The sequence below is a fragment of the Brevibacterium picturae genome (assembly GCF_030453725.1).
Classification (GTDB): domain Bacteria; phylum Actinomycetota; class Actinomycetes; order Actinomycetales; family Brevibacteriaceae; genus Brevibacterium; species Brevibacterium sandarakinum_A.
This window is the reverse complement of record NZ_JAKDJU010000019.1, coordinates 1-11787: the sequence shown is the minus strand read 5'-3', so window position 1 is coordinate 11787 and position 11787 is coordinate 1. Positions and strand designations below refer to the sequence as shown.

At 63.7% G+C, this 11787-nt stretch carries 13 protein-coding genes; 5 read left to right on the top strand and 8 right to left on the bottom strand.

Annotation, left to right across the window (positions count from 1 at the left end):
* The first annotated feature begins 17 nt into the window (after positions 1–17).
* Entirely contained in the window at positions 18–425 is a 408-nt protein-coding gene (locus tag L0G76_RS03730; protein ID WP_304355986.1) for a DUF3054 domain-containing protein, read from the top strand.
* Positions 426–505: 80 nt separating this feature from the next.
* On the opposite strand, the gene arc is transcribed toward L0G76_RS03730, so the two are convergent.
* Genes arc through L0G76_RS03715 form a run of 3 tightly spaced genes read right to left on the bottom strand, consistent with a single transcriptional unit; the run spans position 506 to position 4397 of the window.
* Positions 506–2158 carry a proteasome ATPase gene (arc, locus tag L0G76_RS03725; RefSeq protein ID WP_304355985.1) on the bottom strand — a complete coding sequence of 551 codons (1653 nt, stop codon included), beginning with the start codon at positions 2156–2158 and terminating at the stop codon, positions 506–508.
* A complete protein-coding gene (locus tag L0G76_RS03720; protein ID WP_304355984.1) occupies positions 2155–3192 on the bottom strand; it encodes a tRNA (adenine-N1)-methyltransferase in 1038 nt (345 codons plus the stop codon). The genes arc and L0G76_RS03720 overlap by 4 nt, the downstream gene beginning before the upstream one ends.
* 44 nt (positions 3193–3236) lie before the next feature.
* A complete protein-coding gene (locus L0G76_RS03715; protein WP_304355983.1) occupies positions 3237–4397 on the bottom strand; it encodes a site-2 protease family protein in 1161 nt (386 codons plus the stop codon).
* Between the two features lie 106 nt (positions 4398–4503).
* Here L0G76_RS03715 and L0G76_RS03710 point away from each other — a divergent pair, with 106 nt between their 5' ends.
* A complete protein-coding gene (locus tag L0G76_RS03710) occupies positions 4504–5313 on the top strand; it encodes a RecB family exonuclease (protein ID WP_304355982.1) in 810 nt (269 codons plus the stop codon).
* Here L0G76_RS03710 and L0G76_RS03705 read toward each other — a convergent pair.
* Complete coding sequence (locus tag L0G76_RS03705; protein ID WP_304355981.1) at positions 5291–5950, bottom strand: HAD family hydrolase; 660 nt, start codon at positions 5948–5950, stop codon at positions 5291–5293. The two genes, L0G76_RS03710 and L0G76_RS03705, sit on opposite strands and share 23 nt — an antisense overlap.
* Before the next feature lie 22 nt (positions 5951–5972).
* Here L0G76_RS03705 and L0G76_RS03700 point away from each other — a divergent pair, with 22 nt between their 5' ends.
* Positions 5973–6803, top strand: a complete 831-nt coding sequence (locus L0G76_RS03700) for a proteasome assembly chaperone family protein (RefSeq protein ID WP_304355980.1) — start codon at positions 5973–5975, stop codon at positions 6801–6803.
* Positions 6804–6860: 57 nt separating this feature from the next.
* Here the strand turns inward: L0G76_RS03700 and mshC are convergent, their stop codons facing one another.
* The 3 genes from mshC to L0G76_RS03685 are packed head-to-tail and all read right to left on the bottom strand — an operon-like array spanning position 6861 to position 9564.
* Complete coding sequence (gene mshC, locus L0G76_RS03695; protein ID WP_304355979.1) at positions 6861–8120, bottom strand: cysteine--1-D-myo-inosityl 2-amino-2-deoxy-alpha-D-glucopyranoside ligase; 1260 nt, start codon at positions 8118–8120, stop codon at positions 6861–6863.
* A gap of 60 nt (positions 8121–8180) precedes the next feature.
* Positions 8181–8993 carry an SCO1664 family protein gene (locus tag L0G76_RS03690; protein ID WP_304355978.1) on the bottom strand — a complete coding sequence of 271 codons (813 nt, stop codon included), beginning with the start codon at positions 8991–8993 and terminating at the stop codon, positions 8181–8183.
* A gap of 7 nt (positions 8994–9000) precedes the next feature.
* Complete coding sequence (locus L0G76_RS03685; RefSeq protein WP_092108287.1) at positions 9001–9564, bottom strand: DUF3090 domain-containing protein; 564 nt, start codon at positions 9562–9564, stop codon at positions 9001–9003.
* A 57-nt stretch (positions 9565–9621) separates the two neighbouring features.
* Here L0G76_RS03685 and L0G76_RS03680 point away from each other — a divergent pair, with 57 nt between their 5' ends.
* A complete protein-coding gene (locus L0G76_RS03680; protein ID WP_304355977.1) occupies positions 9622–9903 on the top strand; it encodes a hypothetical protein in 282 nt (93 codons plus the stop codon).
* Between the two features lie 41 nt (positions 9904–9944).
* Here the strand turns inward: L0G76_RS03680 and L0G76_RS03675 are convergent, their stop codons facing one another.
* Entirely contained in the window at positions 9945–10847 is a 903-nt protein-coding gene (locus L0G76_RS03675) for an aldo/keto reductase (protein WP_304355976.1), read from the bottom strand.
* 69 nt (positions 10848–10916) lie between these two features.
* Here L0G76_RS03675 and L0G76_RS03670 point away from each other — a divergent pair, with 69 nt between their 5' ends.
* Positions 10917–11750 (top strand): undecaprenyl-diphosphate phosphatase, encoded by an 834-nt coding sequence (locus L0G76_RS03670; protein ID WP_304355975.1) that lies wholly within the window; start codon positions 10917–10919, stop codon positions 11748–11750.
* Positions 11751–11787: the final 37 nt, after the last annotated feature.

Below are 11787 nucleotides of genomic sequence, written 5' to 3'. Positions count from 1 at the left end.
CGTTTAGACTCGGGGACGTGGCTGCGAAGAAATCTCATCTCCCGATCGCGTTGATCGTCGACCTCGTTCTGGTCGTCCTATTCACCATCATCGGTCATTACACACATTCTCATAATTTCGATCCCCAGGGGCTTCTGACCACAGCGTGGCCGTTCCTGGTCGGACTCGGTATCGCCTGGCTGCTGGCAGCGGTCTGGGATCGGCCGATAGCACCGCTGGCCACGGGAACCGCGGTCTGGGCGATCACCATCCTGGTCGGGCTCGTCATCCGCGGCATCACCGGCGCCGGAGGCGACCCGGGTCAGGTGCCGGTGAGCTTCATGATCGTGGCCACGAGCCTCAATCTCATCACCTTGGTCGGATGGCGGATCATCGCCACGGCCGTGGCCGGCGGCGGGTCCACCCCTCGTCGACGCCGCCGCTGAGCCGGAGACCGTGACAGAGGCCGGTGATCCGCCCAGGATCACGGACCAGGTCTGATCGAACCAGACCTGGTCGGAGCGCATCAGACCAGGTCTGAGTTCGGGTACACCTCGGCGATGTCCGTTTCGAGCGGCACCGCAGGTGCACCGCGCGTCGTGTCCAGGTGCATCATTCGCAGATGGGTCACCCGCTCCCCCTTGCGACCCGAGATCCGCGCCCATTCGTCGGGGTTCGTCGTATTCGGCAGATCTTCGTGCTCGCTGAATTCCTCGGCGATGGCCTCTTCGAAGTGCTTCGGCTGCAGACCACGTTCGCCCGTCTCCAACAGCGATTTGATCGCACTCTTCTTGGCCCGGTCCACGATGTTGTGGATCATGGCTCCGGAGGCGAAGTCCGCGAAGTGCAGGACTTCCTTCGCCCCGTCGGCATAGGTGACCTCGACGAATTCGTTCTCCCGCGACGAGGCATACATACGGTCGACACAGAACGAGATCAGAGCCGAGACCGCCTCGGCGGAGGTCTCATGCCCTGACAGCACGCTCGAGTGCAGGGGCAGTTCGGCGGTGAGGTACTTCTCGTAGATGTCGCGAGCCGCCTCGACGTCAGGGCGTTCGATGCGGATCTTCACATCGAGGCGTCCCGGACGCAGAATGGCGGGGTCGATGAGGTCCTCGCGGTTCGATGCGCCGATGACGATGACATTGTCGAGCTTCTCGACACCGTCGATCTCGGTCAGCAGCTGCGGCACGATCGTCGTCTCCACATCCGAGGACTTGCCCGTACCGCGGGTGCGGAACAGGGACTCCATCTCGTCGAAGAAGACGACGACGGGGAATCCGGCCGAGGCCTTCTCTCTGGCCCGGGCGAAGATGAGACGCAGCTGACGTTCGGTCTCGCCGACGTACTTGTCGAGCAGCTCGGGGCCTTTGATGTTGAGGAAGTAGGTCTTGCGTGACTGGCCGGCGCCGGTCCGGTCGGCCAAAGAGTTCGCCACGGCCTTCGCGATCAGGGTCTTGCCGCAGCCGGGAGGGCCGTAGAGCAGGATTCCCTTGGGCGGTTTGAGGCCGTGTTCGGTGTAGAGCTGCGGATGTTCGAAGGGCAGTTCCACTGCGTCCTTGATCTGGCCGATCTGATCGGCCAGTCCTCCGATGTCGGAGTAGGTGATGTCCGGGACCTCTTCGAGCAGCAGCGAGGAGACTTCGGGCTTCTCGACGACCTGGAGGGCATAGTGCGTGCGGGTGTCGACGACCACGGCATCCCCGACGCGCAGTCCGGCATCGATGAGGTCTTCGCCGAGGACGAAGACCTGCTCGTCATCTCCGGGTGCGCCGACGAGGATGCGGGTGTCGTCGACGAATTCGCGCACGTTGACGACCGAGCCGACGGGCGCGAAGGAGCCGGTCCCGATGATGACGAGGCCCTCCGAGAGCAGCACGTCGGTGCCGGCCCGCAGCTGCGCAGGATCCACCTCGGGGCCGACGGCGACGCGCATTCTGCGCCCGCCGACGATGACATCGGCGGTCAGCCCGTTCTCACCGAGGGCGATGAGGGTGCCCCAGTTGTTGGGCGGTTCGGTCAGCCGACGGGTCTCCTCCTTGATCCTGTTCAGCTCGTCACGAGCTGTGCGCAGGGTCTTCGACAGGGCTTCGTTGCGTTTGCCGGCGCTGAAGAGCTGTTGGCGCAATGCCGCAGTGTCCTCGCGCTGACGTTTTGCTTCGGGCGTGGTCTCGGTCATTGGTCCTCCTTCGACCCTTGGGTCTTCGACTCGGGAGTCGGCACTTCTTGGTCCAACCGCTTTCCCGCCTCGCGCATGACGCGGCGCAGTTTCTTTCCCTGTGCGACTCTGGCTCCGACGGCTTCATCGGTGACTTCCGGCTTCGTCCACGCGTCGACGTCCTCGGTCGCTGCCGGAGTGCCCTGGGGGCGCTTCTTCTTCTCCAGCGGTGGAACTCCCGGAGCCATACGGCGGGCGATGACCAGGAATCCGGTGTGGGCGATCATCCGGTGGTCCGGGCGCACGGCGAGTCCGTCGACGTGCCAGCCGCGGATCATGGCCTCCATCGACTGGGGTTCGCTGAAGGATTCCGTGGCCCGCAGTGCCTCCACGAAGCGAGAGAGCTGAGGGACGGTGGCCACGTAGGCGATGACGACTCCCCCAGGAGCCAATGCGCCGCTCACCGCGCCCAGCGTGTTCCATGGTGTGAGCATGTCGAGGACGACCCTGTCGACGGTGCCGGACTCATAGGCCTGTGGCAGCTCCTCGGAGAGGTCTCCCACGGTGACCGACCAATTGTCGGGGCGACCGTCGAAGAAGTCTGCGATGTTCCCTGCAGCGATGGTTGCGAACTCCTCGCGAAGCTCGAAGGAGTGGACCGTTCCTCTCGGGCCCACTGCCCGGAGCAGAGCCATGGACAGCGCTCCGGAGCCGACGCCTGCCTCGACGACCACCGCGCCGGGGAAGATATCGCCGAGAGTGACGATGAGCCCGGAATCCTTGGGGTAGACGACGGCCGCCCCGCGGGGCATGGAGAGAACGAAGTCCTCATAGCGCGGTCGGAAGACCTGGAAGTCGATGCCCCCGGTATTCGACACGATGATGCCCTCGGTGCGGCCGATGATGTCGTCGTGTTCGACCAGCCCCTTGTGGGTGTGGAACAGCTCTCCGGGAGCCAGCACGATCGTGTGCATTCGGCCCTTGGGGTCGGTGAGCTGAATCTTCTCGCCGGCCTTCAGGGCCCGACGGGGTTCGGTATGGCTTGCCTCAGTCATGATGCGTCCACTCTACGCTGATGAGAAGTCTCAGCACACCTGGCTCAGGCTGCGAGAAGCTCGTCGAAGAATTCCTGCAGGTCGATCACGCCCACGAGGGTGTTCTCGTCCATGACCAGGCTGAACTGCGCTTTGGGGCGGTGGGTCAGCGACTCGAGCAGATGTGGGGCGGTGATGTCCTTCGGTACGCCGATCCATCCGGCCAGGGGCCGGGCGACCTCTCCGGCAGGGACCTGATCCAACGATTCAGCCAGACGGCCGGCCGCGGCATGCCTGTCGACGAGACCGTAGGGCAGGCCCTTCTGATCGAGGACGACGATGAGGGTGCGCTCCTTCGCGTTGCCCAGCGTGTTCGCAAAGTCGAGTGTGTCGGCAATATCCGCATCCCAGGTTGCGGCGATGGCGGGCTGAATCACCTGTGAAAGGTCATAGGTCTCCATCTTTCGAGCCCGTTTCGCATGGTTCGCGGCGTCCCCGGCAGAGAACCAGAGCATGATGGCGATCAGCGACATCCACGCCACTTGCAGCGGGTCGGGCCGCTCTCCAGCCAGCAGCGGGGTGATGACCGACCAGCCGATGAAGCCGATGGCGATGACCCGACCGACCCAGCTGGCGACGATCGTACCCAGGTACTGCGAACCCGTGAGTCTCCACATCAGGGCCTGCAGCGCCCATCCGCCGTCGAGCGGAATGCCCGGCAGCAGGTTGATCGCGCCGAGTGCAACGTTGGCGAAGGTGACGGCGATGAGGAGGAGCCACGGAACCGAAGTCGGTGAGACCGCAGACAGGCACCACCAGCCCAGCAGCGCCAGGATGATGTTGACGATCGGGCCGACGATGGAGATGACGAAGCTGGTGAGCGCGGCCTTGTCACGCGGGTTGTCGGCCTGAGGTTCGAATCGGGTGAATCCTCCCCAGATATTGAGCTCGATCGCGGCAACCTTGAGCCCGTAGAACTGTCCGGCGACACCGTGTGCCAACTCGTGGAGAAAGACCGAGGCGAACAGCAGAACCGCATACGCGAATGCCACGAACCAGGCCCAGACACCGAGGTCAGGTCGGACAGTGTTCAGCCACGGGGCGAACAGGATCGTGATGACGATGGCGGCCAGGAACCATGACCAGGCCAGGATCACCGGGGCGCCGAGAACAGTCCCCAGGCGCAAGCCCGAAGAGGCACCAGTCTGGTGATTTTTCGCGGCCATCGAAGGAGTTCCTCTTGCTTGGGGTCGGGTCTACTCAGCCTAACAGCGACACGGTCGCCAGAATGGTCTGACGCGTCGTGTCAGACGAAGTCGTTAGAGTGGTTCCATGGCCGAGCTGATCAGTCTTTCGCCCTCACGGGCCAACGACTTCGTACAATGTCCCTTGAAATTCCGCTTCCGCAGCATCGACAAGCTGCCGGAACCGCCCTCCCAGGCCGCTTTCAGAGGGACCGTCGTCCATTCTGTGCTCGAGAAGCTCTTCGCCTTACCCGCTGCACAGCGAACACAGGATGTCGCCGAGTCGCTGTTGCGTCCCAGTTGGAACGAACTCGTCGAAAAGGATCCCGAAGTGCTCGCGATCTTCGACGATGAGCGAGAGCAGGAGACATTCTTCACAACCGCCGGCAAACTGCTGCGCGCCTACTTCACACTCGAATTCCCTGAGCACCTGGAACCTGATGAGACGGAGAAATACGTCCGCACGCAGCTCGACAACGGCCTCGAGCTGCGGGGCTTCATCGATCGGGTCGATGTCGCCCCCGGCGGTGAGAAGCGTCTCGTCGACTACAAGACCGGCAAGCAGCCCAAACCGCAGTACGGCAGGGAAGCGAATTTCCAGATGGGCTTCTACGCCCTCGTCGAGTATCGCCTCACAGGTGAGCTCGTGCACACGCTCCAGCTCATGTACCTGGGATCGCAGTCCATCCTCAAGTCCCATCCCACGATGGGTGACATCGAACGCACGCAATTCGAGATCGAGTCGATCTGGAAGGACATCATCGCCTCCGCCGAGGCGGATCGCTGGCGTCCTAAGAAGTCACCGTTGTGCAATTGGTGCACGTTCAAACCGCTGTGTCCGGCGTGGGGCAACACTCCCCCGCCGACACCGGAGATCACACGGATAGTCGGGGCGTGAGCTCCCTCAGGTCGGCAACGGAGCGTCCTTCCAGGCTGGACCACAGGATCCGACCCGGGCGTTCCTCGAGGTCGACCAGGTGCGGCACCCCGATGGCGATGGTTCCTGCTGCCTCCGCGCTGGCCAGACCGGGCCTTGAGTCTTCGAGAGCCACGCAGGTTCCCGGCTCCAGCCCGAGCAGCGCCGCGCCCGTCAGGTAAGGCTCGGGGTCGGGTTTGCCGGCGCTGACCTCGTCCCCGGAGACGAGCCCGACGAAACTGTGAGCCGGACACGCCGCAATGACCGCCTCGGCGAGACGCCGGTAGGACATCGTGACCATCACGCACGGGATGCCGGCGGTGACGATCGCAGCGAGGAACTCAAGGGCCCCGGGTCGAAACGGCACTGCCTCCTCGATCTTCTCCACGACCTCGTTGAGCAGCGTGTCGACGATGACCGCCGCCGGCAGGTCAAGTCCGGCGTCCTGCATCATCGCCGCGGAGGTGAGCAGATCGTTGCCCACGAACTCCAAGCCCTGCTCTTCGCTCCAGGCGATTCCGTGTGCGTTCATCAGTTCGGTCTCGGCTCTGATCCAGTACGGTTCCGTATCGACCAGAGTTCCGTCCATGTCCCAGAGGACTGCGGCAGGATTCGTCATGATTCCAGCGTAATCTTGAACCATGACTTTTCTTCCATCAGGGTCCGGGGCACTCGTGTTCATCGCCTTCGAGGGACAGGACGCGGATGCCTCCGAGGCCGCCAGTTCACTGGTCAAGGATCTCATCGAGGCATGGGGACTCGGCGACAGTGAGATCTTGGACACCGACGGCTTCTACGAGTTCAGATTCTCAGAGCCTGAGATCGTTCGGGACGAAACGGGTCGGGCCGCAATTGCGTGGCCGGGAATCGAAATCCACCGAGGGCAGCGTCTGGGCACACCGGTCACCGTCATCCAAGGACACGAGCCAGGACTGAAATGGCGCGAATTCCTCTCACTCATCCTCTCCGAGGTCACCGCCGCTGATCGTGTGGTCCTGCTCGGAGGTCTGCATGCGGAGGTCCCGCACACGCGACCTCTGCCCGTCGTCGCGAACACCGAGGATGCATCGCTTGCCGCGGATCTGGACATCGAGGTCAACGGCTATGCGGGCCCGATCGGCATCCTCGGCCTCCTCGGCGTCGAATGCGACAGGAGAGGGCTGCATGCGATCAACCTGTGGGTGGGCGTGCCCGACTACCTCACCGACTCCCCCTCGCCCAAGGCGGAACTGGCCTTGGCCTCAGCAGTGGAGAAACACACGGGCCTCGAGATCGACATCCCCATCCTCGAGGAGGAGAGCCGAGCCTGGGAACTCGGTGCCGATGAACTGGTTGCTCTCAACCCGCACCTCGTCGAGCTGCTCAAGGGACTCGAGCAGCTCAATGATTCCACGGAGCTGCCCGAAGCCAGCGGCGATGCGATCGCCGCCGAATTCGAGCGCTACCTGCGCAAACGCGGCCGCGAGAGATGAGCAGGCCGCGAAGCCGCGTCTCTGAGCCGGAGGCGCGGAGGAAGCGGTCGGAGGCTCTCAGGCGTGCAGGTCGATGCCGAGGAGGGCATCGACGGCGTCTGCGACCCGATCACCGCAGACCGGCGCGGTCTCTGCCGCGGGCGAGTCCGCATAGTGTTCGGCCCATTCGTCGAGGATGCCCAAGGCGCGGGGACTGTCGAGGTCATCGGCCAGAGATTCGCGCAGCAGACCGATGATGTGTCCGCGCAGCCCCTCCCGGCACTCGGCCTCGCACATTGCCGCATGCTTCCAGGCCTGCAGTCGCGCCGAGGCGGATTCGAGCAGATCGTCGGTGAAGATCCAGTCGCTGCGATAGTGGTTCGACAGCAGCACTGTGCGGATCACCATGGGGTCGACGCCCTGTTCGCGCAGCTTTGAGACGAGGACGAGGTTGCCCTTCGACTTGCTCATCTTCTCGCCCTGGTAGCCGACCATGCCTGTGTGCATATAGGTCCGGGCCAGCGGTGCCTGCTTCCACGCCGCTGCATGTGCTGCGCTCATTTCGTGGTGCGGGAACACGAGGTCGCTGCCGCCGCCCTGAACGTCGACGGGCAGCCCTGCATGGTTGTTGGCGATGACGGTGCATTCGATGTGCCAACCGGGGCGACCCGGGCCGAGCTTTCCGCCGTCCCAGGACGGTTCGCCCTCGCGTGCGGCTTTCCACAGCAGAGGATCGATCTCGTTGTCCTTGCCAGGTGTCTCCGGGTCGCCGCCGCGTTCGGCGGAGAGCTTGGCCATCGTGGCCCGGTCATCGTGGCTGACGCTGCCGAAAGCCGGATGGATCGGGGTTGAGACGCGGTAGTACACATCTCCGTTGTCGAGTGTGTAGGCGGCTCGCGATTCGACGAGGTCCTCGACCGCTGTGACGATCTGCTCGACCGACTCGACGACGCCGATGTAGCTCCGGGGCGGAAGCACGCGCAGTGCGCTCATGTCCTGCCGGAACAGCTCGATCTGCGATTCGGCGAGCTCTTGCCAGTCGACTCCTGTGGCAGCGGCGCGTTCGAGCAGCGGGTCATCGACGTCGGTCGTGTTCTGCACATAGACGACGTCGAGGCCCGCGTCGCGCCATACCCGGTTGAGCAGGTCGAAGGCGACATAGGTTGCCGCGTGACCGAGATGGGTGGCGTCGTACGGGGTGATTCCACATACATAGAGACCGGCCGCCTGGTCACGCCCTTTGAGTCTGCGTGGGCTCCGAGTGCCGGTGTCGAAGACTGTCGGCACCTTTCCGGAGCTGGTGAGGCGGGGTAGCTGAGGTTCGGACCATGACTTCACGCAGACCAGCCTAACCGAGTCATAGCAGAACGGCACCTCCTGCCTCCGGCACTGCTCTTCCTAGATCGGCGGCCAGGGAATGACGGTCCGATCTTCGGGCGGTTCGGGGAAGGTTCCGGCCTCTGCCAACTGCTCGGCGCGGTCGCGCAGGCTCTCGATCTCCGCGACTTCCAGACAGTCATCGAGCACCGAGCGCAGCTCCGCCGACATTCGAGCCACCTCGTCGAGGGCGTCGAGCTCCTCGACCCGGAACGACGAACGAGAGAAACCCCACAAGACGGTGCGCACCTTCTCCTCGGCGTGGAAGGTCAGACCGTTGTCGATGCCGTAGGTGCCGATGCTGCTCGGGCCGCTGCCCGGCACGTAGCTGCCGGTGATGATGTGGCCCGCCTTCCGGTCGGCGTTGTTTGCGAGCAGGTCGAAGAAGGCGATCGCCCGAAGCCCGTCACGGGTGTCGTGGGACAGCACCAGGTCGGTGCCCTCCTCGGTGCGCAGAGCGAACATCGGGGTGTGATCGGCAGGGATGCCGTCGACCCCGGTGAGCGTGACGGCGTCGTCGTCGCCGGAATCCTCGACATAGGCCTGGAGGGATCCGAGCCCTGCTCCCAGATCGCCACGCAGGACGGTCGGCGGGACCACGTTGAGGTCGAGGTGGGCGCTCAGACGGTAGGAGGCGACCTCGCGCAGCGATAGGGAATGAGGTGGAAAATCTGCCAGCGGTCGCTCCCCCGATGCCGGTTTGTACACGGCTTTGAGGTGCGTGCCGGCATGGTCGACGACCACGAGACGGGTGTCGTTGCTGGCCCGCGGGATCGCGCCCATCACGGTGCAGGATCCCTGTTCCAGGGCTTGTCGGGCGAAAGCAGAGTGCATCACTTCGTCACACACGCGCGATGCCGTTGGCACGGGGGCACAGGTGGCCCTCGGGCTCCAGCGGCAGCGAGCAGAAGGGGCAGTCGCCCCGACCGGCGGACACGACCTGATCGGCCCGGCGGGCGAATTCACGAGAACCGGCGGCGTCGAGGACGATGCGCAGCACGTCCCTTTCGACCTCATCGTCGTCAGGTTCCGCCGAGGTGCCCGTCTGAGCATCCTCTTCGGTGAGTTCGAAGCATTCGACCACGAGTTCATGGGCGACCGTGTCCCAGCCGAGGCTCATGGTGCCGACTCGGAATTCGGGTTCGATCGGAACGTTGAGGCCGGCATTGTCGATGCGTTCGTCGATCGCAGACTGGGGCACTCGCGCCGCAGGGTCCTTGACCATGACCATATCGAGGAGTTCAGTGACCCGATCGGCGAGGATCTCGACCTGCTCCTTCTCCACCACCACTGTGGTCAGAGCGGTTCCTGATTTCGCCTGCAGAAGGAACGTGCGCTCGCCGGGCAGACCGATCGTGCCGACGACGAATCGTTCTGGGGTGGGGTGGTCGTACAAAGCTGCCATGGCTTCAGCCTAGTTCAAAGACTTACATGTCCGACTTCACTGGGATACATTTGAGTCATGAGCACTGATCCTCGTGAGGCCCTGGACGCATTCCTCGAAGCAGTGGGAGAACACTTCGCTGCATCCGCACACCGCAATGGAGACCAAGATCCTCGTGTCGAAGCCGCCTACATGGCCTTGGCCGATGCCTTCGAAATCTATGAAGACGCGATCTACACCGCGTATGACGAGGTCACCCCATTCGAACTCTTCGACGATGTCGAAGACGCCAAAGAGGACGACGAAGACAATGAGCTCGACGGGGACTTCTCCGTCGACGACGATGAACCCGACGACTGAGGTCTCCCCGAACCGGCTGAGACCCCGGCAATCCTGAACTCTCAGGATATCTGGTCGAGCACCTCGGCGATCTCGGGTTCGAGTTCGACGTCACTGTCGAGCACCTGAGCCAATTGTTCAGGCGTGCGGGCAGAGACCAGTGAAGACGCCACACCCTGATACCTGTTGAAGGCCAACGCGATGTCGGCAGCGGTCACGCCCAGTGCCGCTGCGGCTTTGCGGACTCCAGCCAGCACCCGAGTCGATCGTTCATCGAGATAGGCACCGACATAGTCGGAGAGTTCGCCTGCGGCGAAGCGTGAGTCCTGTGGGGTTCCCCGACGATACTTGTCACTCAGCACTCCCCTGCCCAGGCCGGCACCGGCGATGAGGCCCACGCCCGCGTAGTTCGCGGCAGGAAGCAGATCGTCCTCTGCCTCCCTGTTCAACAGGGAGTATTCGGCGATGGCGCAGGCGATCGGCACTCCTGCTCCGCGCATCTCCGCCAACTCCCAACCGGCATGGTGGGATACGCCGACGTAGCGGATCTTGCCCAATGTGAGCAGGGTATCGATCGCCGAGGCGGTCTCTGCCCTGTCCACCTCAGGATCGAAGACATCGAGGATGAGCACGTCGATGTGGGAACGACCGGTGGCCGCCAGCAGCGCATCCACCTGGTTGAGGATGCGGGCCCGGCCCAGACCCACCTCGATGTGGGATGACTCACTCATGGACACGCCCACTCGGGCAACCAGCATGATCTGCTCAGGAAGACTCAGCTGAGACAGCACTCCGGTCGCGTGCACTCCGGAGGTGGGAAGCTCGATGAGGTTCCCACCAGCGGCGACGTAGTCATCGACGAGCCGCTGTGCGACCGGAACGTCGACCCGGTGTCCCCACTCGAATGTGCCGAGACCCACATCGCTGACATCAAGACCGGTGCTGCCGAGGCGTTGTTGCTTCATGGTTGTTGAGGTTACCTGATTCGGCGACTACCGTGGTTTTGTTCCCACACCGCTTTCTCTAGGAGACGCATGTACGACTGGTTGGTCGCCGCAGTGCTCGGCATCGTTCAGGCACTGACGGAATTTCTGCCGATCTCATCCTCGGCACACGTGCGCATCGTCGGTGAGTTCATGCTGCCGGGCCAGGATCCGGGTGCGTTCTTCACTGCGATCATTCAGATCGGCACCGAGGCCGCTGTCGTCGTCTACTTCTGGCGCGATATCGTCTCGATCATCTCCAAGTGGTGCAAGGCCCTGGTCGGCAAGCACGACCGCAAGGATCCCGAGGTCCGACTGGGCTGGCTGATCATCGTCGGTTCGATTCCGATCGTCATCCTCGGCCTGCTGTTCGAGGACGCGATCCAGGGTGCCCTGCGCAGTCTGTGGATCACCGCGACCATGCTCATCGTCTTCGGTCTCATCATCGGCCTCGCCGACTGGGTGGGCAAGAGGGAGCGCACCCTCGAGGATATGACCTGGGGACAGGGCATCGTCTACGGTCTCGCTCAGGCGTTGGCCCTCGTCCCGGGCGTGTCGCGGTCGGGCGGCACGATCATGGCCGGCCGTTTCATGGGCTTCGACCGTCCCGCCGCCGCTCGATATTCTTTCCTGCTCGCCATACCCGCGGTTCTGGGATCAGGCTTCTACTCTGTCTTCCAGACGATCGGCAGCGAGGAGATGGTCATCGGCTGGGGACCCACAATCCTGGCCACGATCATTGCCTTCGGACTCGGACTCCTCGTCATCCACTGGTTCCTCGGCTACGTCAAGACGAAGTCCTTCGCTCTCTTCGTCTGGTACCGCGTGGCACTGGGCATCGTGCTCTACGTCCTGCTGGGCACCGGGGTGCTCGCGGCCACCTGATTCGGCATGGCCTGACTCAGCCGTGCCTCAGCGCAGG